A 24,790-nucleotide genomic window follows, 5' to 3' on the forward strand; every position below is an offset into this window, starting at 1 on the left:
CGTGGCCCGCGCCTGCTGCGGGCGGACGCCACAACCTCGCCAGTGCCTGCTGTGCGCCGAACGTCACGATGCCGCCAGCGCCTCCGCGCCGGACGTCAGGACGTCGCCAGCGCTGCTGGGGAGCCGGACGTCACGACGTGGCCCGCGCCTGCTGCGGGCCGGACGTCGGGACGTCGCCGGCGCCTGCTGGGAGCCGCACGTCAGGACGTCGCCAGTGCTTGCTGCGCGCCCGGGTGCAGCGGCACCGGCTCGGTGCGCGTGGCGTTCTCCCGCGTGATCTCCTTCGCCGACGGGTGCACGCTCTCCAGGTCCGCCCGCTTGTCGAACATCAGCTTCGTGATCGCGCACGCGTCGCTCGCCGGGAAGTCCTCCCGCACCAGCAGCAGGTTCGGCACCACGATCGTCGGGACGTCCGCGGGCTGCCCGTACGTCGCCGCGGGGATCGTGCCCGTGTCGTACACCGTGTTGATCTGCTTGAGCGCCGCCAGCTGCGGGGTGATGTCGATGAACTTCACCTGCCCCTTCATCGTCGTGGTGATGTCGGTGATCTGCGCCGTCGGCAGCCCGCCGGACCACACCAGCCCGTCGATCGTGCCGGACTTGATCCCGTCCGCGGTCTTGGCCAGGTCCAGCCGCTGCGCCTGCACGTCGGTGTCCGGGTTCAGCCCGGCCGACTGCAGCAGCCGGTTCGCGATCACCTCGGTGCCCGACTTCGGCGAACCCGTCGAGATCCGCTTGCCGCGCATGTCGGCGATGCTGTTGATGCCCGAGTCGGTGCGCACCAGCACCTGCGTCGAGTTCGGGTAGAGCCGCGTCAGCGCCTGCACCTTCTGCGGCTTGCCCTCGAAGCTGCCCTTGCCCTGCACCGCGTCGGCCGCGGTGTCGGCCAGCGAGAACGCGATGTCGTAGGTGCCGTCGACCAGCTGCTGGATGTTCTGCACCGACGCGCCGGTCTCCGCCGCGGTCGCCTTCAGCCCGGTGTTGTTGCTGATCAGCTGCGCCAGCCCGCCGCCGAGCACGTAGTACACGCCGCCGCTGTTGCCGGTGGCGATGGTGAGCCTGCCGCTGCCGGCCTCACACGCCTGGCTCCCGCCCGCCGCCGGCTGGTTCGGTTGCTTCCCGCCGCAGCCCGTCGCGACCAGGGCCATCGCCACCAGCGCCGTCAGCAGTCGTTTCATGCCGCCTCCTTCGGATCACGAGATGCGCGGCCGTCGCGGCCACGCCGAAGGCCAGGCCCGCCACGATCGGCCCCGGCTCCAGGTAGAGCAGGCACACCGCGGCGGGCACGAAGAGCGCGCGCACCGCCGGGTGGACCGGGCCGAACAGCCACCCGCCGGTCACCACCCCCAGCGCGGCGACGGCGAGCGCGGACACCGCCAGCACCCACACCACCGTCACGCCATCCGACTGGAGCAGCAGCGCCGCCCCGTTGTCGGTGAGCACGAACGCGATCGGCACCAGGAACGCCGGCAGCGTGTACTTCCAGCACTGCCACATGGTCGCCATGACCCGGCCGCCGGTGATCGCCGCCGCCGCGACCGCCGCCAGCGCCGTCGGCGGGGTGACCTCCGACAGCACCGCGTAGTAGAAGATGAACATCGCGCGCTCGGCCGGGGCCACGCCCAGCGTCTCCAGCGCGGGCGCGATCACCACCCACGCGATGATGAACGACGCCGTCACCGGAACCGCCAGCCCGAGCACGCCGACCGCGACCGCGGACAGCAGCACCGTCAGCGCCAGCACGACCGTGGCGTTGTCGGTGACCGCCCACGCCACGTCGACCAGCGCGTCGGCGAGTTCCAGGCCCAGCCCCGTCTTGGTGATCGTCGACGTGATCACCCCGGCCGCCGCGCACACCGCGATGACCGGCAGCGCGCCCCGCACACCGCGGGACAGCGCGCCCACCATGTCCACCGCCCAGCCGCGCAGGTCCCGCCGCCGCGCGATCAGGGCGAACAGCGCCGCCACCCCGGTCGCGTACACCACGGCCGCGAACGGCGGGATGTCCAGCGCCAGGAACACCACGATGATCGCCAGCGACAGGAAGTGGTAGCCGCCGCGCAGCAGCAGCCGCCACGGGTCGCCGCGCTCGACGTCCACCGGCTTGGCGTGGAAGCGGCGGGCGTCGGCCTCCATCGCGAACACGATGCCCAGGTAGTACAGCAGCGTCGGCACCGCCGCCCAGATCAGCACCGTCAGGTAGGAGGTCTGCAGGTACTCGGCGATGATGAACGCCGCGGCGCCCAGCGTCGGCGGCGACAGGATCGCCCCGATGCCGGACGCGGCGAGCAGGCCGCCGGCGTTCTCGCGCGGGTAGCCGGCGCGCTGGAGGATCGGCCAGGTGATCGAGCCCAGGCTGACCGCGGTCGCGGTGCCCGAGCCGGACACCGTGCCCAGCAGGAACCCGGACAGCACCGTCGTCCGGCCCGGCGCCGTGCGGGAGCGGCGGAACGCGGCGAAGGAGATGTCGACGAAGAACCGCCCCGCGCCGGAGGCCTCCAGCACCGCGCCGTAGATGGTGAACAGCACGATGTAGCTGGCGGCCACGTCCAGCGGGGTGCCGAAGAAACCGCTCGCGTCGTTGTAGAGGGCGTTGATGATCTGGCTGAAGTCCACGCCGGCGTGCGCGATGCCCCAGTTCGGCGGCAGGTAGCCGCCGTAGTAGGCGTAGGCGAGGAAGAGCAGGCAGACCAGCGGCAGCACCCAGCCGGTGGTGCGGCGGGTCGCCTCGAGGACGAGCAGGAGCAGCAGCGCGCCCGCCACGATGTCGAGCGTGGACAGCTGCCCCTGGCGGTCGAGGAAGTCGTCGTAGCCGATCAGCACCGGGTACAGGCCCACGAGCAGCGCCACCACGGCCAGCGCCCAGTCCAGCAGCCACGGGTTGTCCGGGGTGCGCCGCGACCGGGCCAGCGGCCGGTAGCACAGGAACACCAGCGGCAGGGTGCAGCCGAGGAAGATCACCAGGTAGAACTGGTTGCCCTTGCTGTAGGGGAAGAAGACCTGTTTCAGCACGAGCAGGGCCACGCCGAGCGCGGCCAGGTACACCAGCAGGTCGGGCCCCCGCGACAAGCGCCGCGCGGGCCGCTCTTCGTCGTGCTCGGCGACGATGTCGCCGATCTCGTCGCCCTTGACGGCCTTGGTCATCACCGCTCCTTTGCGATGATCACACCTTAGGTCGCGCACCGGTCATACGGAAGGTTTCGCCGGTGCCCGGCCGCCTGCTACGGGACGTGCTCGCCGGTGACGTACCGCTACCGGCGCGCTCGCCGGGCCGGAGTGCTCCAGTGTGGACGGTCGTGGCGTCAGGCGTGGTCGCCGAGGTTCCACTCCCAGCCGTTGAACCCGCCGAGCCCGTACGGGGCCAGCACCAGGCGCCCGGTGGTGTTGCGGGAGTCCAGGACGACGGTGCCGTGGTAGTTCTGGCCCGGCGACAGGGCGAGGGGGAACAGCTTGCCCCGCGACAGGCAGCCGATCGCCGGTGCGCTGCTGAGGCTGCCGCCGGTCTCGGTGACGCCGTCGGGGCCGATGATGGCGAAGTTGTTCGGGTTGAGCACGCTGCCCGCGAAGTCCCCGCCCATGGACGGGGACGTGGTCACCGTCAGGTCGAGGAAGATGAAGCGCCCGTTCTCCGGTTTCTGCGCGTACGGCTCGGTGTAGCGGCCGCCGACGGTGACCTTCGTGAGGGTGAAGACGACCTCCGGCTGACCGGCGCGGCTGCCGTACCCGACGGCCTCGCCGATCTCGACCTCCACGTTCTGCCGCGGGTTGACCGGGACCGTCGGCGTCGGCGACGTCGAGGTCGACGGGCGCGGCCGGGAGGTGCCGGCGGGCGCGGCCTTCGTGGTGCCGCCGTCGCGCGTGACGGCGAGCGTGACCCCGACCGACACCCCGGCGACGACGAGCGCCCCGGCGATCGCGAGCGCCACGATGGCGCCGATGTTGCGCCGCGGCGCGGGCGGCTGCGGCCACTGCGGGTACTGGTAGGGGTCGAAGCCGGGGGGCTGACTGGTCACGAAGATCCTCCTGATCGCTGCCCGGCTTGTCGCGGCGTGGCGGATCTTCGTTACCAGTTCCCGGAATACCGGGTGGTTCGTCCGTTTCGGACGGCCTCGGCGCCGGCTACCGGTCGTCCGGCAGGTGCCGCCAGTGCTCGGCCGCCTGCGTCATGTCGCGGCGCAGGTGCTCGAAGAACCGTCCGGTGTCGCGCAGCCGGTCGCCCGCGGGCGAGGCGCCGAAAACCTCGGCACCGCGCCACGCGTAGTCCGCCCACAGCGTCATCGACCGGACGCTGGCCAGCCACGCCTGGTACCAGACGTGCTCGTCGATGACGTACCGCTCGCGGCGGCCGTCGCGTTCGCGCCGGGCCAGTCCCCGCTCCGCGAGCCAGCGCACGGCCGTGGAGACCGACGCGGGGCTGACCCGCAGCCCGGCGACGAGTTCGGCGGCGGTGAGGCTGCCGGTGTCGCTGGTGAACAGGCGGACGAGGACCTTCGCCGCCATCGGCGGCACACCGGTCTGGACCATCATCGCGGCGAAGTCCTGCTCGAACCGCCGCGGCGCGCCGCCGCCCCGGGCCGCGGGCGGCTCCGGCAGCGGGGCCGGGCGGCGGCGGTGGGCACGCCAGGCGGTGGCCTGCTGGGCGCGGTCGGCGCGGTAGCCGTGGGCGCCGCCGTTGCGCGCGACCTCGCGGACGATCGTCGATCCGGGCCGCCCGAGCCTGCGGCCGATCTCGGCGTAGCTCAGCCCCATCGCCAGCCCGGCGGCGATGCGGCGGCGTTCGCCGAACGTCAGCCGGGCGCGGATCGGTGCATTCAGCTCCAAGCTCATTGCATCGATCATAGTCGGCCTACCTGGAAAATCCTTGCCGCCCGGTTGCTTCAGGTGCGAATCCGCTCCTAGCGTTCGCGACGTGCTGAAGCGACTGACGTACCCCGACGGACACCGCGGGTGGCTCGCGACGAGCCACGAGCTCGTCCGGCAGGTGCTGGCCGATCCCCGGTTCAGCGCCCGCTCCGACCTGCGGCACATGCCGGTGCCCGGCGCGCCCGGCAACCAGGCGCCCGCGCCACCCGGGATGTTCAACTCGATGGACCCGCCGGAGCACACGCGCTACCGCCGGCTGCTCGCCGGCCAGTTCACCGTCCGCCGCATGCGGCAGCTCGAACAGCGGGTGCGGGAGATCAGCGACGAGCACCTCGACGCGGTGGCGCGGCAGAGCGGCCCGGTGGACCTGGTGCGCACGTGGGCGCAGCCGATCCCCGCCCAGGTCATCTGCGAACTGCTCGGCGTGCCCTACGCCGACCGCGCCCGGTTCCACGGGCACGCGCTGGACCTGTTCCGCCTGGACCGGACGCCGGAGCAGACCGCGGCGGCGTACTCGGCGGTGCACGAGTTCGTGCGCGACCTGGTGGCGGCCAAGCGCGCCGCGCCTGCCGACGACCTGCTCAGCGGGCTCACCGCCAGCGACCTCACCGACGAGGAGCTGGTCAACATCGGTTTCGCGCTGCTGGGCGCCGGCCTGGACACCACGGCCAACATGCTCGCGCTCGGCGCGTTCACCGCGCTCACCCACCCCGGCGCGTCCGAGGTGCTGCGTGCCGAGCCGGACCGCGCGATCGAGGAGCTGCTGCGCTACCACAGCGTGATCCCGTTCACCGTGCGCGCCGCGCTGGAGGACGTCGAGCTGCACGGTGAGCGGATCACGGCCGGCGAGTGCGTCACCCTGTCGCTGCCCGAGGCCAACCGCGACCCCGCGCACTTCGCCGACCCCGACGTGCTCGACCTGCTCCGCCACGCCGCCGGGCACGTCGCGTTCGGACACGGCGTGCACCAGTGCCTCGGCCAGCAGCTCGCGCGGGTGGAGTTGCGGGTCGCGCTGCCCGCGCTGCTCACCCGGTTCCCGGCGCTGCGGCTCGCGATCCCCGCCGCCGACGTGGTGATGCGCGCGGACAACCTGGTGCGCGGGGTGGTCGAACTACCCGTGGTCTGCGAGGACTGAGCGGTGACGGCTCACCGCGACGGGGGCGCCCCACCCGGCCCGCCACCGGCGGACGGCGTGGTCCGCGTGTCCACGCGCACCGCGAGGCTCACGGTGTAGCCGCTGCCGACGTCACCGGTCACCGTCGCCAGCTGGGACGCGCCGCCGTCGTCGCCGAAGACGTTGTCGCTGGACAGGCTCACTTTCTGCAGGTTGGCGACGGAATCCTCGTACCCGGGCTGCTGGTAGACGGCCTCGCACGCGTCCTGCGGCAGCGCGACCTGCGAGGTGGCGATCGCGTTCGAGGAGTCGGTGATGCTCGCCTGATCCGGGTAGACCTCGAAGTGGATGTGCGGCCACCGGCCGTCGTAGCAGGCCGGGAAGATGCTGGTGAACGTCACGCGCCCGGCGCCGTCGGCGATCTGCACGCCGCGCAGGAAGTTCTCGTTCTCGATGCCGTCGGAGTACATCGAGTACCCGCCTTCCCGGGTGCAGTGCCACACGTACACCGCCACCCCGGTGAACGCGGCGCCGCCGTTGGCCAGATCGGCGATCGTCAGCTCCAGGGTCATCGGCACGCCCTCGGCCGTGCCGCTGGACTCGCCGAAACTGGTACGGATGTCGCTGCGCACGATACCGCTCTGCGTCAGCACGTCCGGGCCGTTGGAGCCGTCGCCGGGGTAGGGGCCGGCGGTCTCGTCCGGGATCTCCCCGGCTGCCGACGCCGGGGATGACGCCGCGGACGACGTCGTGGTCGGCGAGGAGCCGGTGGACCCGGCGCCGCACGCCGTCAGCGCGACGCCGGCCGCGCCGATGCCGAGGAAGCGCAGCGCCCGGCGGCGGTCGAACAGGGTGCCGAGGTCGAAGCCCAGCCCCTGGTCCACGACCTCTTCGTGCGGACGGGGGAGCGGGCGGCCCTGGTAGGCGGGTTCGTCGTGTCGCATGGGCACCATCGTCGGGTCTCGTGCTGTGCGCCGGGTTTGCCTAGTCTGTGAGCCCGCCGTGCGTCGTGGGAACACCGGCGCTCAGATGAGCGGCCGCCAGTGCCCGCGTGCCCTCGATCGCCGGGCCGTTCGGGCAGCGCCACGGGAAAACCCCTGGGACTGATCACCGCACGGCCAGACTGGCCGGGCACGCCGCACGTCCCGGGGCCGGAACCCGAAAGGTGACACAAGCGTCGATGGTGTTTCGGTTCGGCTTCACGCTCGGCAGCGTGGAGGCCGTCGTCGCCGGGCGGGCGCTGGGCGTGGACGTCCGCGTGTTCCCGCTGCGGATCAGCCACACCACCGTGGACCCGCTGCGCTTCGCCCGGCTCGCGATCCGGGTGCACGACGACCTCGAGGGCCGCGGCCTGTCCACTCGCGGCGAACCATCCGCCGGGCGCCGGGCCAGGACCGGCTGGGGTTCTCCCTCTTCCCGGACGAGGACCTGGTGCCCCGCCGGGCCGGCGCGCTGCCCCCGGCCGGCCCCGCGCCCGGCGGCCCGCTGACGGTGTCCCGCCACGAGGACCGCCCGGACACCGAGGCCGGCCGGTACCTGGTCCAGACCACCACGGACGCGGCGGGCACCGCCACCGCGCGGTACGTGCCGGCCACGTTCGCCGGGGTGGCCGACGCCGTCCGGGACGTGATCGCGACCGTCTACTGAGGAGGGCACGGGATGACCGAGGACGCGCGCGAGGCCGACCAGGTGGTCGCGCTGAAGCGGCTCGCGTCGAACGGCGGGTTCGCCGTGGACGAGCGGACCGGCGAGAAGATGATCCGGGCGCTGCAGGGCATCGTCGACGCGCTGGAGGCCCGCTGGCCGGCGCTGCAACGGTTCGCCGGGTCGCCGCGGCTGAGCAGCACCGCCACCGCCCGGTGGGTGTCGGACGTGATGGTGCGGACCGCCGGCGACGACCGCGGCCTGCTCACCCGGCTCCAGCAGGCCAGGGCCGAGCTGCCCACCTACATCGAGGCGATCCGGCTCGCCCAGGAGAACTACCGGCCCGCCGACGGCGACACCGCGGCCACGCTGCACCGCTACCGCGCCTGACCAGGAAAGGGAAACCATGGCGGAGCTGTCCGGCGCCGGAGCCGGCATCCAGGACGTCACCGCGGACCCGGGCTCGCCCTGCTACATCGGCCCCATCGGCCACGACCACACCTCGGGCGACGAGATCCGCGCGCAGGTCACCCGCGAGGTCGACGACGAGGGCGTGGAGATCCGCGACCACGGCGGCGCGCCCAGCTCGGTGTGGGACAACGCCTCGCACGAGGACATGCTGCGCGTCATCAACGACAACGCCGACTCCGCCGCGGTCGCCGTCACCTCGCCGAAGTCGGCAAGTGGCTCGGCGCCACGGCCAAGGGTGCCACGCTCACCGGCCGCCAGCAGGAGATCCACTCCCAGGCGCTCAACGAGACCCAGATCACCGACCCGGTCGTCTACGCGCGGCAGGCGCAGCTCGACGAGCAGGCGCTGCGGCAGCAGGCCGCGCGGATCATGACCCAGTACGACGAGACTGTCGGCGCGGCCACCCTCACCCCGGCCTTCCCGGCGCCGCCCTCGCTCACCGGGCTCACCGCGCTGCAGTCAATGTTGCGGCCGGCCGCGGCGATCCCGGACACCGCGGTCGGTACGGCGAGCCTGCGGTCGGCCACCGATGCGGCGGGGGCGGGTGCCACCGCGGACCTCGGCGGGACTGGCGCTGTCCCGCCTGCCCGCGGTGCCGGAGCGGTCGACATGCCGGCGGTGTCCGATGTGGACTTTCCCGCGGGCGCCGCCGAGTACCGGGCGAGCGTGCCGGACCTGCCGGACACCACGGTCGCGTCCTCGGCGGTGGATCCGGCCGCCCGGGTGTCGGCCATCGGGTACTCGGGCGGGGTCAACGGTGACAGCATCGCCAGCCGTCTCGGTGGTGTCCCACCGGCCGGGAACCCGTTGCGCGGGCTGGATTCCCTCGGTGGCACCCCTCCCGGTGGCACCGGCGCCAAGGGCAGTGGCGGTGCGGCCGCGCTCAAGGGGCTCGGTGGCGGCGCAGGTGCTGGGGGGTCGGCGGAGCGGGCACGAGCGCCGGCCGTCTCGGCGCGGGGCGCGGGTCCGGCGCAGTGGCGATGGCCGGTGAGGAAGCCGCGGCGGCCCGCGGCACGGTGGGCGCCGCGGGCGCGGCCGGCCGCCCGGGCACTCCGGCCGCGGGCGGCATGGCCCCGCACGGCGCGAAGGGCAACGGCGACGACTGGACGAAGAACAAGGACGAGCAGGAGGAGCGGTCACCGGCCGCGCTCGGCCACCGCGGGCGCGGCCGTGGCCGGGCGCAGCCGCACCGCGCGCACGGCGGCGCCGCCGAGCAGCAGGAACACCGCGACCAGCAGGTACACCGCCCCGGGCGTCCAGGACGCGTCGAGCAGCCACCCCGCGACGACCGGCGACAGGATCGCGCCCATCCGGCCGATCCCGATGCCCCAGCCCACCCCGGTGGCGCGCACCGGCGCCGGGTAGATCGACGGGGTCAGCGCGTACAGCCCGGCCATGCACCCGTTGACGAACAGCCCGATCAGCAGGCCCACCCCGAACGCGAGCGCGAGGGTGCCGGTAGCCGGGACGAAGACGCTGAGCAGGACCGCGGTGACCACCGCGTAGCCGGTGAGGACGTGCTTGAGCGGGAACCGGGACGCCAGCAGCCCGAGCAGTGCGGTGCCGAAGATGCCGCCGAGGTTGAGCAGCACCCCGCCGGTGATGCCCTGCGTCGCGGACAGGCCCGCGTCGACCAGCAGTTTCGGTGTCCAGCTCGTCACGAAGTAGAACCCGAACATCACCAGGAAGAAGCTGAGCCAGCTGAGCAGCGTGTTGCGGCGCAGGGCCGGCGACAGCAGCTGCGCCACGCCCGCCGACGGGCGGACCGGCGCGGGCGCGTCGGGCAGGGTGTCCAGCGGCGGCTGCTTCATCGACGCCAGCAGCTTGTTCAGCCGCGCCAGCGCGCCGGGGGAGCGGCGGACGAGCAGGAAGTCCAGCGACTCCGGCAACCGCCACAGCACCGCCCCGATCAGCAGCGCGGTCGCGACCGCGCCGAACAGGAACACCGCCCGCCAGCCCGCCGTGCCCTGCAGGACGGCCGCGACGATCCCGCCCAGCGTGGCGCCCACCGCGTACCCGGTCGAGTTCAGGCTCACCGCCAGCCCGCGCCAGCGCGCGTTGGCGTACTCGGCGGCGATCACGTTGCTGGCGGCGAGGATGCCGCCGATGCCGATGCCGGTCAGCACCCGGGTCAGGCCGAGCTGCACCGCGCTCTGGCTCGCCGCGGACAGGAACATCCCGCCCGAGGACAGGGCGAGGCAGCCGAGGATCAGCGCGCGGCGGCCGAACCGGTCGGCGAGCTGGGCGGTGAACAGCGAGCCCGCCGCCATCCCGGCCAGCCCGGCGGACAGCAGCAGCCCGAGCGCGGCCGAGGACAGCTGCCACTCCCGGGACACGCCGCTCGCGGTGAACGACATGACGAGCACGTCGAAACCGTCGAGAACGTTGAGGAGAACGCAGATTCCGATGGCGGACCACTGGAACGACGACATGGGGCTCGCGTCGAGACGAGCCCGGATCATCTGATCACTCATGCTGGGCCTCACTGCCGGTCGAGTGCGGATTGTCAGCGTGGAGCTTGCGAATCCGGGCACTACGGGCACAACGGCGATCTCATTGAATGAGAACCCGCTGGACCGGCGGAGGCCGTGGTGGATCTCGAACCGGACGCCCCGGCGCCGGCCGTCACCGGGATCAGCAGGCACGGAGCTCACGCAGCGCGCGTCGCCCACGCTGGGGCCGTGGGAGCCGGCGCGACGGCAGGCTGATGCACAACTGGTTCGAGCGGGCGTCCGGGGGCCTGCACCAGCGGCTGACGGCCTGACGCACGCGGGTGCCCCGGAGCCCCGGGGCACCCGCCGCGGTGGTCAGCCCGGGAGCAGCTCGCTCAGCTCCTCGGCCGGGTGGTGCGGCGTGGCCGCCGCGTCCGCGGGCGCCGGCGCGACGGCAGGCTGGCCCACAACTGGGTCGAGCGGGCGTCCGGGGAGCTGCACCAGCGGCTGACGGCCTGACGAACGCGGGTGCCCCGAGCCCCGGGGGCACCCGCCGCGGCGGTCAGCCCGGGAGCAGCTCGCTCAGCTCTTCGGCCGGGTGGTTCGGCGTGGCGGCCGCCGGGTCCGCGGGCGCCTCGACGGTGCGCGGCGCGGGGTTGCGGTTGATCAGCAGGCGGAACACGTCGGGCCGGGAGTAGTGGCCCACCGGGTCCGCGGCGGACTTCGCGATCGCGATCAGCGCGGGGTCGAGATCGGCGTACAGGATGCCCTCCTCGGTCTCCGCGAGCGGCTCGGCCAGCGGCGTGCCCTCGGGGCCGAAGATCCGCGCGAAACCGCCGCCGCGCCGCAGTAGTTGCCGCTTGGCTTCGGTGTCGCAGAAGACTTCGTGCGCGGCCTCGCCGATCACCGAACACGCGGCGAGCACGAACGCCTGGCCCTCGACCGCGTACACCAGGCTGGCGGCGGTGTTGACCTCCGGGCCGAGGGCGGTCGCGGCGCCGCGGTAGACCGAAAAGCTCGGCCACGACGCGACGTGGATCTCCTCGCCCAGGCTGTACATCGTGTACTTGGTGAGCGGCTGGAAGTGCTCCCAGCAGTTCAGCCCGCCGAGCCGGCCCAGCGGGGTGTCGTGCACCTGCAGGTCGCTGCCGTCGCCCTCGCCGTACACCGAGCGCTCCACGTGCGTCGGCTTGAGCTTGCGGCGCACCGAGATCAGCTCCCCGGTGCCGGAGATGAAGGCCTGCGCCATGTAGAGGCTGCCACCGTCGCGTTCGCTGAAGCCGAGCACCACGTGCACGCCGTTGTCGGCGGCGGCCCGGCGGATCCGGCGCATCTCGTCGCCGTCGCGGGTCATCGAGCCGGCGGCGTAACGGGGCACGAACGCCATGCCCGCGGCGGGGGAGTCGAGCCAGATCCACCACGGGTAGCCGGGCACGAACGTCTCGCCGAACGCCACCAGCTTCGCCCCGCCGCGCGCGGCCTCGCCGATCAACGCGATCGTCTTCTCGACGCTGCCGGCCAGGTCCAGCCACACCGGCTCCGCCTGCACCGCCGCGACCCGCACCGTGCTCTCCATGACGCTCCTCCGCTCCGGGTTGGTGGAGGGCATTCTGCGGCGGCCGGGCGCCGGGGGAACCGACCGCGTGTGCCGGGGTCACTGACCGCGTGTGCCACCCGGGGTCGTGCCGAACTCGGCGCGGAAGGCGCGGTGGAACCCGGACTCGCTGTCGAAGCCGCAGCGCGCGGCGACGGTGGCGACCGGCCGGTCCGGGTGTTCGAGCAGCAGCGCGCGGGCGTGATCGAGCCGGATCCGGCGAATCTCGGCGGCCACGCTGTCCGGCGCGAAGACCCGGTACAGGGTGCGGCGGGAGACGCGGCAGGCCCGCGCGACCCGGTCCACGTCCAGGCGGGGGTCGGCCAGGTTGCGGCGGATGAACGCGACGGCCCGTTCCCGGACGAGGGCGCGCGCCGGATCGGGCCCGGGCTCGGTGCGGGCCGCGAACGAGGCCGCCGCGGACAGCAGGCCGAGGGCGTGCGGCAGGAGCGGGGCGGAGGTGTGCGGGCTGTCCTTGGCGGCGCCGGCCAGTGAGGTGAAGAAGGCGGGAACCACCTGGCCCGGCCCGGGGCCGAGCGCGCGGGCGGTGAGCGCGCGGGTGTCGCGCAGGGCCAGTTCGTGTTTGGGCACCTGGACGACCAGCTGCCGGAAGTCGTCGTCGAAGCGCAGGGTGTAGGGGCGGGTGCTGTCGTAGAAGGCCATGTCGCCGCTGGTCAGTTCCGCGACGCGGCCGTCCTGCTCGACGCGCCCGCGGCCGCGGAGCTGGATGCTGGCGAGCAGGTACTCGTCGGCGCCGCGGGCGATCAGGCTGCGGGTGCGGCGGACCACCTGCCCGCGGGCGACCACAGTGGACAGTTCGAGCGTGCCGACGGGCACGTGCTCGATCCGCCCGGCGAACGCGCCACCGGCCACCGGAGCGGCGCTCAGCTGGACGAACGTCTCGCAGATCATCTCCCGCCAGTAGGCGAACGCCTCCGCCGCGGGCACCTGCGCGGTGCTCAGCTCCACCCGGGACTGCCGGTCCATCCCGGGATTGTCGCCCCGCGCGGGCCGTCTGTCGAGCCCGGCGCGCTTGACGCGAATTAGAACCTGTTCTACCTTCGCCAGGTCGGCGTCTGTAGAGGTGAAGGTGGGCAATGATGCGAACCCGTGCGGCCGCGCTGCTCGAACAGCCGGGCAAGTGGCAGATCGTGGACATCGACCTGGACGAGCCGAAGGAGCACGAGGTCCGGGTCCGTTTCGTGGCGGCCGGGCTGTGCCACTCCGACGACCACGCGACCACCGGCGACATGCCGACCCCGCATCTGCCCCTGATCGGCGGGCACGAGGGCGCGGGTGTGGTCGAGGCGGTCGGCCCCGGGGTGCGCAACCTCGCCGTCGGCGACCACGTCGTCGCGCAGTTCGTGCCCTCCTGCGGGCGCTGCGAGGCCTGCTCGTCCGGCCGCGGCAACCTCTGCGACCTCGGCATGTACGCGCTGAGCGGCTGCATGGCCGACGGCACCTACCGGGCGCACCTGGACGGCGCGGACGTCGCCCAGATGACCATGGTCGGCACGTTCGCCCAGCACGCGATCGTCCCGGAGTTCTCCCTGACGAAGATCGACCCGGAGATCCCGTTCCACGTCGCCGCCCTGCTGTCCTGCGGCGTGCCCACCGGCTGGGGCTCCGCCGAGTACGGCGCGGAGGTCTCCGCCGGTGACACCGTGATCGTGATGGGGGTCGGCGGTGTCGGCATGAACGCGGTGCAGGGTGCCCGCGCCCGGGGAGCCGCGCACGTGCTCGCGGTCGATCCGGTCGCGTTCAAACGCGACAAGGCGCTGGAGTTCGGTGCGACGAAGGCGTTCGCCGGCATCGACGAGGCCGCCGACTTCGCGCGGTCGGTCACCAACGGGCAGGGCGCGCACTCGGCCATCGTCACCGTCGGCGTCACCACCGGCGACCACGTGGCCCAGGCGGTCAACGCGATCGGCAAGTTCGGCACCGTCGTGGTCACCGGCATCGGCGACGTCAAGGACGAGGGCCTGCCGATCAACCTGTGGGCGCTGTCGATGATGCAGAAGCGCATCCAGGGCGTCATCTTCGGCATGGGCACGCCGGCCTTCGAGATCACCCGGCTGGCCCGGATGTACCAGGCGGGCACGCTCAAGCTCGACGAGCTGATCACCACCACGTACCGCCTGGACGAGGTGAACCAGGCCTACGCCGACATGCACGCCGGGCGCAACATCCGCGGCGTCATCCTGCACGAGAGCTGATCAGCCCTTCGGCGGGCGCAGGCACGCGGCGGCCGCGACGCCGGCGGTGACGATGCCCGCCAGGGCCAGCAGGCTGAACCACATCCCGTCGGCGAACGCGGCCCGGGCGGCGTCGGCGATCGGCCGGCCCGCCGGGCCGGACTGTCCGGCCACCGCCAGCGCCCCGGCGAGCGAACCGTCCGCGGCCTCCCGCGCCGCCGCGGGCAGGGCCTCGGTCGCCGGGCGCACCGCCGGGGTGTAGGTCGCCGACAGCACGCTCCCGGCGAGCGCGATCCCCAGCGCCGCCCCGATTTCCCGCGTCGCGTCGTTGACCGCCGAGGCCACGCCGTACTTGTCCGGCGGGACGTTGTCCAGGATCGCGCTGGTGGCCGCGGGCGCGGTCAGCCCGAGCCCGCCGCCCAGCACGCACACCGCGACCGCCAGTTCCGGGTAGGAGCTGTCCGGCCCGAGCCGTCCCAGCAGCAGCACGCCGGCGACCACGACGAGCAGCCCGAGGCACGTCAGCGGGCCGAGCCCGAGCCGCCGCGCGATGGCGGCCGAGGCCATCGACAGCGGCAGCAGCGACACCGCGATCGGCCACAGCACCAGGCCCGACTCCAGCGGCCCGTACCCCTGCACCAGCTGCAGGTACTGCGCCAGCACGTACAGCGCGCCGAACGCGGCGGTGAACTGCACGGTCACCGACACCGACCCGGTCGCGAAGGCCCGGTTGCCGAACAACCGCACGTCCAGCAGCGGAGCCGCGTGCCGCGCCTCGACCCACGCGAAGACGCCGGTGAGCACCACCCCGGCGGCCAGCGCCACGATGACCTCGGCGTCGGCCCAGCCCACCTCCGCCGCCCGCAGGATGCCGAACACCAGCGCCCCGATGGACACCGCGCCGAGCACCGCGCCGGCCGTGTCGAACCGGTGGGGCACCCGCTCGCGCGAGGTCGGCACCGTGACGCAGGCCAGCGCCAGCAGCAGGGACAGCGCGGCCGGGCCGAGGAACACCGAATGCCACGAGAAGTGCTCCAGCAGCAGCCCGGCGACGATCAGCCCGCCGAGACCGCCCAGCCCCGCCACGGCCGCCCAGATGCCGATCGCGTGGCCGCGCCGCTCCGGCGGGAAGCTCGCGTTGATGATCGACAGCGTGGCCGGCATGATCATCGCCGCGCCCAGCCCGGTCAGCGCCCGCGCGGTGATCAGCCAGGCCGGCGATTCGGCGAGCAGGGGAGCGGCACAACTGAGTGCGAACACCACCAGCCCGATGACCAGCACGCCCCGGCGGCCGTGGCGGTCGCCCAGCGCGCCCATCGGCAGCACCAGCGCGGCCAGCACCAGCGTGTAGACGTCCACGATCCAGGTCTGCTGCGCCTGCGTGACCCCGGTGTCGGCGGCCAGCGCGGGCAGGGCGGTGTTGACGATCGTGACCATGGCGATCACCAGGCCGACCGCCGAGCACATCACGGCCACGGTCCAGGCCCGGCGCGCGGCGGACGACGACGAGACCTCGGACCGTGCGACGACGCGCATGCCACCTCGCTCGGCAGGAAACGAAACTGTCGGTATCGTAGCAGTACTGGCAGTTCTGAAACCAGGTCTGGGAGGATCCGGGCGTGACGACGCAGCAGGTGCCGGGCCGGCGTGATCCGCGGCTGGACCGGTCGCGGTCGGCGATCCTGTCCGCGGCCGTCGCCCTGCTGGCCGAGGGCGGCGTCCGCGCGGTGACGATCGAGGCGGTCACCTCGCGCAGCGGCGTCGCGCGATCCACGCTGTACCGGCACTTCCCGAACAACACCGAACTCCTGGCGGCGGCCTTCCAGGAGCTGCTGCCGCCGCTGGACGCGCCCGCCGAGGGCACTCCGCGCGACCGGTTGCTCCGATTGGTGCTGGCTCAGGCCGCGCAGATCGAAGGGGCGCCGGCGATGGCGGCACTGGTCTGGATGGCGGCGATCGGCCTCGGTGGCCCGCCCGACGAGGGGGAACGCGGCCGGCTCGCCGCGCTGCGCGACCACGTCGTGGACACCTACCGCCGCCCGTTCGACGTCGTCCTCGCCGACTGCCTGCCCGGTGACCCCGACGTCGACTTCGCGGCCGCCCGGCTCGTCGGCCCGCTGCTGTTCAACGCCCTGATCCTCCGGCGGCCCAGCGACGAAGCCTTCTGCGCGCGCCTGGTGGACGACTTCCTCGCTCGTCCGTGATCAGCGGAGCTGCTACTCTTAAATCACTCAGTTGATTTAAGAGGGGGCTCCGCATGGATTTCGACCCGGCCGCGCTGCGCGCCAAGTACCGCGCCGAACGCGACCGCCGCATCCGGCCCGACGGCGCCGCCCAGTACCGCAGCACCGAGGGCGCCTTCGGGTACTACGCCGACGATCCCTACGCCGACCCCGGATTCACCCGCGAGCCGCTGCACGACACGGTCGAGGCGGTGGTGATCGGCGGCGGCTTCGGCGGCCTGCTCGCCGGTGCCCGGCTGCGCGAGGCCGGGGTGGAGAGCATCCGGGTCGTCGAGAAGGCCGGCGACTTCGGCGGCACGTGGTACTGGAACCGCTATCCGGGCATCCACTGCGACATCGAGTCCTACGTCTACCTCCCGCTGCTGGACGAGCTGGGGTACGTGCCGGAATGGCGGTACGCCCCGGGCGCGGAGATCCTCCGGCACGCGCAGGCGATCGGACGGCACTACGACCTCTACCGCGACGCGTGCTTCCAGACCGGCGTCACGGAGCTGCGGTGGGACGATCCGGAGTGGATCGTGGCCACCGACCGCGGCGACCGGATCCGCGCCCGCTACGTGGTGGTGTCGGGCGGCACCCTGGACCGGCCGAAGCTGCCCGGCATCCCCGGGATCGAGACGTTCACCGGCCACACCTTCCACACCAGCCGGTGGGACTACGGCTACACCGGCGGCGACGCGGACGGCGGCCTGACCGGGCTGGCGGCCAAGCGGGTCGCGCTGATCGGCACGGGCGCGACCGCTCTGCAGGTCGTGCCGCACCTCGGCCGCGACGCCGCACACCTCTACGTCTTCCAGCGCACGCCGTCCTCAGTGGACGTCCGCGCCAACCGGCGGACCGACCCGGAGTGGGCCGCGTCCCTGGAGCCGGGCTGGGCGGCACGCCGCCGGGAGAACTTCCTCCGCGTGATCACCGGATATCCGGTGGCGGAGGACCTGGTGGCCGACTCGTGGACCAGCAGCGCCGGGCTGCTGGGCAACCTCACCCCCACCGCGATGCGCGCGATGACCCCCGAGGAAGAGGAGCTCGCCGACTTCCGCAAGATGACCGAGCTGCGCGCCCGTGTGGACGCGATCGTCGAGGACCCGGCCACGGCCGAAAAGCTCAAGCCCTGGTACCGCTACGCGTGCAAGCGGCCCGGGTTCAGCGACGAGTACCTGCAGACCTTCAACCGTCCCAACGTGACCCTCGTGGACACCGCCGACTTCGGCGGAGTGGAGCGGATCACCGGCAGCGCGCTGGTCGTCGGCGGCGAAGAGTACGAAGTGGACTGCATCATCTTCGCCACCGGGTTCGAGGTCGGCAAATCCGACGTCCTGACCGGGCGGCTGCCGGTCTTCGGCCGGGACGGCCGGTCGCTGCTGGGCAGCTGGCGCACCGGGCCGCGCACGCTGCACGGCTTCTACAGCCACGGGTTTCCGAACCTGTTCCACCTCGGCCCGCTGCACAACGCCAGCTCGGTCAACTTCGTGCACGTCCTCGACGAGCAGGCCACGCACGTCGGCGCGGTGGTCGCCGAGGCCCGCAAGCGCGGCGTGCCGGTCGAACCCACCGCGGCGGCCGAGGAGGCGTGGCTGCGCACGATCGAGCGGACCGCGCCGGACCTGGAGCGGTTCCTCGCCGACTGCACACCCGGTTACTACAACAACGAGGGCAAGCCGCGGAAACGGCAGTCCTTCGGTGAGGGGCCGGTCGCGTTCCACGAGCTGCTGCGCGCGTGGCGCCAGGGGCCGGGCATCGAAGAGGTCCTCGGTGGGTAGCCGGATCGTCCCGCCCGCCCCGATGCGCGGCTCGAACGGGGTCGCGTTCGGGCCGGACGGCCGGCTGTACGTCGCGCAGTTCCTCGGTGGACTGATCAGCGCGGTGGACCTCGCCTCGGGGGAGACCGAGGTGGTGGTGGGCCCCGGCAGCCCGGTGCGCTCGCCGGACGACCTCGCGTTCGGCGCCGACGGGTCGATGTACGTCACCGACCTGGTGCCGGGCCGGGTGTGGCGGCGCGCGCCGGACGGGCGGTACACGCTCGTGTCGGACGACGTGGCGCTGCCCAACGGCATCGCGTGCGCCGGGAACCGGTTGTTCGTCAACGAGATGCGGATGGGCGGCCGGGTGCTGGAGCTGTTCCCCGGCGGCGGGGAGCCGGTGGTGCTCGCGGACGGCCTGGCGATGGGCAACGCGATGCAGCTCGGACCGGACGGGTTCCTGTACTACCCGCACATGGCCACCGGCGAGGTGTTCCGCGTCTCGCCGGACGGCGGGCCGCCGGAGCTGGTGGACTCCGGCGTGCACGAGCCGGTCGCGGTGCGGTTCGACCGGGGCGGGACCCTGCTGGTGCTGTCGCGGGGCGCGGCCGGGATCGTGACGCGCATCCGCGAGGACGGGCGGTCCATTGTGGAAACGGGGATCGCGGGGCTGGACAACGCCGCGTTCGACGACGAGAACCGGATGTTCGTGTCCAGCTTCGCCGGCGGCGGAATCGCCGAGGTGCACCCGGACGGCCGCACCCGCCAGATCGTGCCGCCCGGGCTGGCCGGCCCGTTCGGGGTGGCCGTGGATTCGGGCGGCACGGTGTTCACGGGCGACCACTACCGCGTCACGAGCGTGGCCGCGACCGGCGTGACGATGCGGGAGCTGCTGGTGTTCAGCCACGGCATCGTCGCGGACGGGTCACTGCTGCACGTGACGTCGCAGTACGGCGACGTGCGCACCTACGACCCGGCGCTGCGCACGGCGCGGACGCGGGCGGCGGGGCTCGCGCAGCCGATGGGCCTCGCGGTGGCGGACGGAATGCTCGTGGTGGCCGAATCCGCGGCGGGCCGCGTGGTGGCGATCGACGCGGACGACGAGCTGAGCGTGCTCGCCGAGGGCCTGGCACGCCCGGTGGACGTCGCGACGGCCGGCGGCGTGTGGTACGCCAGCGACGAGACGCGGGGCACGGTGGTGCGGCTGCCGGACGCGGTGCCGGTGGCGGAGGGACTCGACGCGCCCCAGGGGATCGCGGTGCGGGATCAGGAGCTGTTCGTGGTCGAGGCCGGCGCGCGACGGCTGACGGCCGTCGGTCTGGGCACGGGGGAGACCCGGGTGGCGGTGGCGGACCTGGCGGTCCTGCCTCCGGCGGGGGAGCCGTTGTTCGCGCACGGGATGCCGGGACTGCCGGGGCGCTTCGCGGGCGTCGCGGTCGCTCCCGATGGCGCGTTGTACGTGGCGGCCAACGGTGAGGGCACCGTCGTGCGGGTGCCGCCCGGTGGGTAGGTTGGGCCCGTGGGGACAGCGGAGGACGAGCCGGACTGGAGCAGGTGGCAGCGGCCCGGGCCGACCGCCCGCCAGCGGCGCCACGACGTCCTGCTGGCCCTGCTGGTCCTGCTGACCTCGGCGGGCATGCTCGTGCTGGTCAACAGCATGGGCGCCTACGTGTTCGAGTCCGCGCCCGCCCTGACCGAACAGCTGCTGTGGACCACGGCGCTCACCCTGCCCCTGGCGCTGCGCCGCCGGTTCCCGCTGGTCGTCCTCGCCGTGGTGGGTGTGGTGTTCATCGCCGCGCAGGTGCGCCGGATCGGCGACGGGTTCATGCCCTCGGTCGCGTTGTTCCTGGCGATCTACAGCGCGGGCGCGTGGTCGCGCAACCGCCGGTGGGCCCGATGGACGCGCATCGGCGTGATCGTCGCGATGTTCACCTGGCTCGCCGTGGGGCTGATCTGGTTCCTCGTCGAGCCCGCGCCGTTCCCCGACGCGCGCGGGCCGCTGGACCCGGTGCTGGCGACCGTGCTCTACCAGGTCGTGTTCAACCTGATGTTCTTCCTGGCGGCCTACTTCTTCGGCGACCTGGCGTGGCGGTCGGCGCGCGGCCGGGCCGAGCTGACCCGCCGCGCGGACCAGCTGCGGGCCTCCCAGGAGGAGAACGCCCGCGGCGCCATCGTCGCCGAACGCATCCGCATCGCCCGCGACCTGCACGACGTCGTGGCCCACCACGTGTCCGTCATGGGCATCCAGGCCTCCGCCGCCCGCCGGGTCCTCGGCACCGACCGGGAGCTGGCCGCCTCGGCCCTGCACACCGTCGAGGAGACCGCGCGCACCGCGATCAGCGAGCTGCGCGGGCTGCTCGGCGTGCTGCGCGCCGATCCCCAGGGCGAACCGGACCCCGCCGCGGACCACGAGGCCTCGCCGGGGCTGGCGGAGCTGCCGCGGCTGGCTGCCGCCACCAGGGCGGCCGGGATCGAGGTGCGCTACGGCGAATACGGGCAGCCGCGCCCGGTCCCGGAGAGCGTCGCGCTCACGGCGTACCGGGTCGTGCAGGAGGCACTGACCAATGTGGTCAAACACGCCCGCGCCCGCAGCGCCGAGGTGCGGGTGCGGTTCCTCGACGCCAGCCTGGAGATCGAGGTCACCGACGACGGGCGGGGCCGCGATGTCACGTCCGAAGGCGGGTTCGGCCTGCTCGGCATGCGGGAGCGGACCGCCGTGCACGGCGGCGAGTTCGAGGCCGGCCCGCGCCGCGACGGCGGGTTCCTGGTCCGCGCGAGCCTGCCCATCCCGGCCGCCGACCGTGAGGAGCTGACGCGACCGTGACCGACACGCTGCGGGTGGTGCTCGCCGACGACCAGGACCTGGTGCGGGCCGGCTTCCGGGTCATCCTCGGGACGGAGCCCGGCATCGAGGTCGTGGGCGAGGCGCGCGACGGCGCCGAGGCCGTCGCGGTCGTCGCGCGCACCGGCCCCGACGTGGTCCTGATGGACGTGCAGATGCCCGGCCTCGACGGGCTGGAAGCCACCCGCCGCATCCTCGGCGACCGGCCCGCCGACGCGGGCGTCAAGGTGGTCATCCTGACCACGTTCGACCGCGAGGACTACCTGTTCGAGGCGCTGCGCGCGGGAGCGAGCGGGTTCCTGCTCAAGAACGCCTCCCCGGAGGACCTCATCGAATCGGTCCGCGTGGTCGCCCGGGGCGACGCCCTGCTCTCCCCGGCCGTGACCCGGCGGGTGATCAGCCGGTTCACCACGCCCGCGCCGGCGACCGGGCACCGCCCGCCCGAGCTGACCGATCGCGAGTTCGAGGTCCTGGTGCTGATGGCGCGCGGCGCGAGCAACGGCGAGATCGCCGCCGAACTGGTCCTCGGCGAGACCACCGTCAAGACGCACGTGTCGCGGATCCTGCGCAAGCTCGGCCTGCGCGACCGCACGTCCGCGGTGGTGTTCGCCTACGAGCACGGCATCGTCGCGCCCGGCACCGCCTGAGCCGGGTCCTCCGCCAGGAGGACCCGCGAATTCGGCCGCCGGCCGGACGACCGGGACGCCGCGCTCGCCTAGCGTTTCCGGACATGTTGACCGTGACGTCCCTATCCCGGAGCTTCGGCGGGCACCGCGTCCTCGACGACGTGTCCTTCGAGGTCCGCCCCGGGCGCATGACCGGCTTCCTCGGCGCGAACGGCTCGGGCAAGACCACGACCATGCGCATCGTGCTGGGGGTGCTGGCCGCGCACGGCGGCACCGTCACCTGGTGCGGCAGCCCGATGACCGCCGCGCAGCGCCGGCGGTTCGGGTACATGCCCGAGGAACGCGGGCTCTACCCGAAGATGAAGGTCGCCGAGCAGATCGCCTGGCTCGGCCGCATGCACGGGCTCGGCGACACCGCGGCCCGCAACGCCACCGCCAAGCTGCTGGAGCAGCTGGAACTGGCCGACCGGGCCGGCGACCGGCTCGAGGAGCTGTCGCTGGGCAACCAGCAGCGGGCCCAGGTCGCGGCCGCCCTCGTGCACGAGCCGGACATGCTGATCCTGGACGAGCCGTTCTCCGGGCTGGACCCGCTCGCCGTCGACATCGTGCTGGGCGTGCTGCGGGAGCGGGCCGCCGCCGGGGTGCCGGTGTTGTTCTCCAGCCACCAGCTCGCGCTCGTCGAGCGCCTGTGCGACGACGTGGTGATCATCTCCGGCGGGGCGATCAAGGCGAGCGGAACCCGCGACGAGCTGTACGCCCGGTACGGGACGGCGCGGTTCGAACTCGTCGTCGCCGGGGACGCCGGATGGGTGCGCGACGAGCCGGGCATCGACGTCGTCGAGGTCGACGGCCCGCGGGCGGTGTTCGACCTGACCGACGACGCCGGTGGGGAGCAGCGGGTGCTCGCCTCGGCGTTGCGGCGCGGGGAAGTGCGCGGTTTCGTGCCGGTCGTGCCCTCGCTCGAGGAGATCTTCAAGGAGGCCGTGTGATGACGTCCGTGACCGACCGCGCCTCGTTCTGGGTGCAGACCCGGCTGGTTGCCGAGCGCGAGATCGCCACCTTCCTGCGGTCCAAGGGGTTCTGGATCGGGCTCGTCGTGACCGTGGCCGGGCTGTTCGCGGCGGCCGTGCTGCCGTCGGTGTTCGCGGGCGGCCCGCCGTCCGTGGCGGCCGTGGGACCGGCCGCGGTGCAGTCGGCGTCCGGTGCCGGCCTGGACGTCCGCGAGGTCGCCGACGTCGCCGCCGCCCGCGACCTGGTGCGCACCGGGGACGTCGATGCCGCGATCCTGACCGACGCCGGCGGGATTCGCGTGCTCGGGCTGTCCAGTCCGCCGAACGACGTGGTGCAGGCGCTGAGCGCCGCGCCACCGGTGGAGCTGCTCGAACCCGGTGCCGTGGGGCAGGGCGCGCAGCAGCTCGTGATCCTGGTGTTCGCGCTGGTGTTCCTCATGATCGGCCTGGGCGGCATGGCGATCGCGCAGAGCACGGTCACCGAGAAGCAGACGCGGATCGTGGAGATCCTCGTGGTGACCGCGCCGGTGCGGGCGCTGCTGGCCGGGAAGGTCCTGGGGCACACCGCGCTCGCGGTGGGACAGCTCGTGGTGCTCGCCGTCGCCGCGCCGGCCGCGATGTCGCTGGGCGGTCAGACGGCGCTGCTCGGGGTCGTCGCGCCCGCGCTGGGCTGGTTCGTGCCGTTCGTGTGCGTGGGTTTCGTGTTGCTGGCGGGGATGTGGGCGGTCGCCGGGGCGGTGGTGAGCAGGCAGGAGGACCTCGGATCCAGCATCGGCCTGGTCATGCTGCTGGTCATGGGGCCCTACTTCATGGTGATGGTGTTCTCGGACAACGCCGCGGTGATGGCGGTCCTGTCCTACGTGCCGTTCTCGGCCGCCGTCGCGATGCCGGTCCGCATGTTCACCGGCGACGCGCACACCTGGCAGGCGCTGCTCTCCCTGGGGGTGCTGTGCGCGTCGGTGGTGCTGGTGGTGCTGCTGGCCGCCCGCCTGTACTCGGGCGCGCTGCTGCAGATGGGCGGCAAGGTGGCGCTGCGCCGGGCGTGGCGCAGCGCCACCTGACTCACTTCGACTGCGGCAGCGTGACCCTGCCCCGGCGGGCGCGGGGCGCCGACGGCGGCGGCACGACCGGGCCGATGTCGCCGTCGGGCGCCTCGTCCAGGTCGACGATCACCGGGGCGTGGTCGCTGGGACCGGTGCCCTTGCGCGCGTGGCGGTCCACCCACGCCGCCGCGACGCGCCCGGCGACCGGGGCCGAGGCCAGCACCAGGTCGATGCGCATGCCGAGGTCCTGGTGGAACATCCCGGCGCGGTAGTCCCAGTAGGTGAAGACCCGCTCGGAGGGCCAGCGGTCGCGGACGACGTCCCGCAGGCCGAGATCGGTCAGCGCGGCCAGCGCGGCGCGCTCGGGCTGCGTGACGTGCGTGTGGCCCTCGTAGGCGGCGGGGTCGAACACGTCGGCGTCGGTGGGGGCGATGTTCATGTCGCCGCAGAGCATGGTGGCGTCCGGGCCGCCCGCGGCGACGTCGCGCAGCGCGGCGAGCCAGGCCAGCTTGTACCGGTAGTGGTCGGAGCCCGGGGTGCGGCCGTTGGGCACGTACAGCGAGTGGATCCGCACGCCGCCGCAGGTCGCGGCCACCGCGCGGGCCTCCGGGTGCGGGAAGCCCGGCGCGCCCGCCACGCCGGTGACGACGTCCGCCAGACCGACCTTGGACAGGATCGCCACACCGTTCCAGCGCGGTTCACCGGCCAGGGCGGTCTCGTAGCCGCGGGCGGCGAGCTCATCGCCGAGCAGGTCGCGGAAGGCGTCGTCGGACAGCTTCGTCTCCTGCAGGCACACCACGTCCGGCTGCCGCTGGTCCAGCCACGGCAGCAGCCTCGGCACCCGCTGCTTCACGGAGTTCACGTTCCAGGTCGCCACACGCACGGTGTCCACGCTAGTGCGGATCGGCCCGCGCCGCGTCCCGCAAGAGAGGAGGCGTCAGACGATTCCCGGCCGGGGCGGCCCGAGGCGGCCG

Annotated in this window: 24 protein-coding genes; 12 read left to right on the plus strand and 12 right to left on the minus strand. The window is 73.4% G+C overall.

The window, feature by feature from the left end:
* Positions 1-200: 200 nt before the first annotated feature.
* The 4 genes from D0D15_RS03580 to D0D15_RS03595 all read right to left on the minus strand — a co-directional run bounded on the left by D0D15_RS03580 (position 201) and on the right by D0D15_RS03595 (position 4,827).
* On the minus strand, positions 201-1,178 hold the full coding sequence (locus tag D0D15_RS03580; RefSeq protein WP_094005136.1) for a TAXI family TRAP transporter solute-binding subunit: 978 nt from the start codon (positions 1,176-1,178) through the stop codon (positions 201-203).
* Complete coding sequence (locus D0D15_RS03585; protein WP_115944234.1) at positions 1,075-3,144, minus strand: TRAP transporter permease; 2,070 nt, start codon at positions 3,142-3,144, stop codon at positions 1,075-1,077. Before D0D15_RS03585 ends, D0D15_RS03580 begins: the two co-directional genes overlap by 104 nt.
* A 158-nt stretch (positions 3,145-3,302) precedes the next feature.
* Positions 3,303-4,013 carry a hypothetical protein gene (locus D0D15_RS03590; protein WP_094005134.1) on the minus strand — a complete coding sequence of 237 codons (711 nt, stop codon included), beginning with the start codon at positions 4,011-4,013 and terminating at the stop codon, positions 3,303-3,305.
* A gap of 106 nt (positions 4,014-4,119) precedes the next feature.
* Entirely contained in the window at positions 4,120-4,827 is a 708-nt protein-coding gene (locus tag D0D15_RS03595; protein ID WP_115944235.1) for a helix-turn-helix domain-containing protein, read from the minus strand.
* Between the two features lie 82 nt (positions 4,828-4,909).
* Here D0D15_RS03595 and D0D15_RS03600 point away from each other — a divergent pair, with 82 nt between their 5' ends.
* Positions 4,910-5,998 (plus strand): cytochrome P450, encoded by a 1,089-nt coding sequence (locus D0D15_RS03600; protein WP_338024632.1) that lies wholly within the window; start codon positions 4,910-4,912, stop codon positions 5,996-5,998.
* 11 nt (positions 5,999-6,009) lie between these two features.
* Here D0D15_RS03600 and D0D15_RS03605 read toward each other — a convergent pair whose 3' ends face one another.
* Entirely contained in the window at positions 6,010-6,921 is a 912-nt protein-coding gene (locus tag D0D15_RS03605) for an intradiol ring-cleavage dioxygenase (protein WP_094005131.1), read from the minus strand.
* 236 nt (positions 6,922-7,157) lie between these two features.
* On the opposite strand from D0D15_RS03605, the gene D0D15_RS37530 reads away from it, so the two are divergent.
* From D0D15_RS37530 to D0D15_RS03615, 3 genes are read left to right on the plus strand one after another with little or no spacing between them, the layout of a single operon-like run.
* Complete coding sequence (locus tag D0D15_RS37530; protein ID WP_279630548.1) at positions 7,158-7,466, plus strand: hypothetical protein; 309 nt, start codon at positions 7,158-7,160, stop codon at positions 7,464-7,466.
* Positions 7,467-7,468: 2 nt separating this feature from the next.
* Positions 7,469-7,624: a hypothetical protein gene (locus D0D15_RS37535; protein ID WP_275897109.1), complete on the plus strand. Its 156-nt coding sequence runs from the start codon at positions 7,469-7,471 to the stop codon at positions 7,622-7,624.
* A gap of 12 nt (positions 7,625-7,636) precedes the next feature.
* Positions 7,637-8,011, plus strand: coding sequence for a hypothetical protein (locus D0D15_RS03615; protein ID WP_094005130.1), 375 nt, complete (start codon positions 7,637-7,639; stop codon positions 8,009-8,011).
* An 81-nt stretch (positions 8,012-8,092) separates the two neighbouring features.
* Here D0D15_RS03615 and D0D15_RS03620 read toward each other — a convergent pair whose 3' ends face one another.
* The 5 genes from D0D15_RS03620 to D0D15_RS03640 all read right to left on the minus strand — a co-directional run bounded on the left by D0D15_RS03620 (position 8,093) and on the right by D0D15_RS03640 (position 13,105).
* The gene (locus tag D0D15_RS03620; RefSeq protein ID WP_094005129.1) at positions 8,093-8,362 is read right to left on the minus strand and encodes a hypothetical protein; all 270 of its coding nucleotides are present in this window, start codon (positions 8,360-8,362) and stop codon (positions 8,093-8,095) included.
* Between the two features lie 41 nt (positions 8,363-8,403).
* A complete protein-coding gene (locus tag D0D15_RS03625) occupies positions 8,404-8,847 on the minus strand; it encodes a hypothetical protein (protein WP_143266185.1) in 444 nt (147 codons plus the stop codon).
* Between the two features lie 381 nt (positions 8,848-9,228).
* Positions 9,229-10,566: an MFS transporter gene (locus D0D15_RS03630; protein WP_208646160.1), complete on the minus strand. Its 1,338-nt coding sequence runs from the start codon at positions 10,564-10,566 to the stop codon at positions 9,229-9,231.
* Between the two features lie 520 nt (positions 10,567-11,086).
* Entirely contained in the window at positions 11,087-12,100 is a 1,014-nt protein-coding gene (locus tag D0D15_RS03635) for a carbon-nitrogen hydrolase family protein (protein WP_094005126.1), read from the minus strand.
* Between the two features lie 78 nt (positions 12,101-12,178).
* Complete coding sequence (locus D0D15_RS03640) at positions 12,179-13,105, minus strand: AraC-like ligand-binding domain-containing protein (protein ID WP_094005125.1); 927 nt, start codon at positions 13,103-13,105, stop codon at positions 12,179-12,181.
* 110 nt (positions 13,106-13,215) lie between these two features.
* Between D0D15_RS03640 and D0D15_RS03645 the strand changes: the two genes are divergently transcribed.
* Positions 13,216-14,334 (plus strand): NDMA-dependent alcohol dehydrogenase, encoded by a 1,119-nt coding sequence (locus tag D0D15_RS03645; RefSeq protein ID WP_094005124.1) that lies wholly within the window; start codon positions 13,216-13,218, stop codon positions 14,332-14,334.
* Here the strand turns inward: D0D15_RS03645 and D0D15_RS03650 are convergent, their stop codons facing one another.
* Positions 14,335-15,849 carry an MFS transporter gene (locus D0D15_RS03650; protein WP_115944237.1) on the minus strand — a complete coding sequence of 505 codons (1,515 nt, stop codon included), beginning with the start codon at positions 15,847-15,849 and terminating at the stop codon, positions 14,335-14,337.
* An 83-nt stretch (positions 15,850-15,932) separates the two neighbouring features.
* Here D0D15_RS03650 and D0D15_RS03655 point away from each other — a divergent pair, with 83 nt between their 5' ends.
* The 7 genes from D0D15_RS03655 to D0D15_RS03685 all read left to right on the plus strand — a co-directional run bounded on the left by D0D15_RS03655 (position 15,933) and on the right by D0D15_RS03685 (position 23,834).
* Positions 15,933-16,517 carry a TetR/AcrR family transcriptional regulator gene (locus D0D15_RS03655; protein WP_094005122.1) on the plus strand — a complete coding sequence of 195 codons (585 nt, stop codon included), beginning with the start codon at positions 15,933-15,935 and terminating at the stop codon, positions 16,515-16,517.
* 53 nt (positions 16,518-16,570) lie between these two features.
* The gene (locus tag D0D15_RS03660) at positions 16,571-18,316 is read left to right on the plus strand and encodes a flavin-containing monooxygenase (protein ID WP_094005121.1); all 1,746 of its coding nucleotides are present in this window, start codon (positions 16,571-16,573) and stop codon (positions 18,314-18,316) included.
* On the plus strand, positions 18,309-19,805 hold the full coding sequence (locus D0D15_RS03665) for an SMP-30/gluconolactonase/LRE family protein (RefSeq protein ID WP_233157219.1): 1,497 nt from the start codon (positions 18,309-18,311) through the stop codon (positions 19,803-19,805). Before D0D15_RS03660 ends, D0D15_RS03665 begins: the two co-directional genes overlap by 8 nt.
* Positions 19,806-19,814: 9 nt before the next feature.
* Positions 19,815-21,119, plus strand: coding sequence for a sensor histidine kinase (locus tag D0D15_RS03670; RefSeq protein ID WP_233157218.1), 1,305 nt, complete (start codon positions 19,815-19,817; stop codon positions 21,117-21,119).
* Positions 21,116-21,784, plus strand: coding sequence for a response regulator (locus D0D15_RS03675; protein ID WP_094005119.1), 669 nt, complete (start codon positions 21,116-21,118; stop codon positions 21,782-21,784). Before D0D15_RS03670 ends, D0D15_RS03675 begins: the two co-directional genes overlap by 4 nt.
* A gap of 83 nt (positions 21,785-21,867) precedes the next feature.
* The gene (locus D0D15_RS03680; RefSeq protein ID WP_094005118.1) at positions 21,868-22,752 is read left to right on the plus strand and encodes an ABC transporter ATP-binding protein; all 885 of its coding nucleotides are present in this window, start codon (positions 21,868-21,870) and stop codon (positions 22,750-22,752) included.
* A complete protein-coding gene (locus D0D15_RS03685) occupies positions 22,752-23,834 on the plus strand; it encodes an ABC transporter permease (protein WP_094005117.1) in 1,083 nt (360 codons plus the stop codon). The genes D0D15_RS03680 and D0D15_RS03685 overlap by 1 nt, the downstream gene beginning before the upstream one ends.
* A 1-nt stretch (position 23,835) precedes the next feature.
* On the opposite strand, the gene D0D15_RS03690 is transcribed toward D0D15_RS03685, so the two are convergent.
* Positions 23,836-24,708, minus strand: coding sequence for an exodeoxyribonuclease III (locus D0D15_RS03690; RefSeq protein WP_115944238.1), 873 nt, complete (start codon positions 24,706-24,708; stop codon positions 23,836-23,838).
* Positions 24,709-24,790 lie beyond the last annotated feature (82 nt).

The organism is Amycolatopsis thermalba (genome assembly GCF_003385215.1).
GTDB lineage: Bacteria > Actinomycetota > Actinomycetes > Mycobacteriales > Pseudonocardiaceae > Amycolatopsis_E > Amycolatopsis_E thermalba.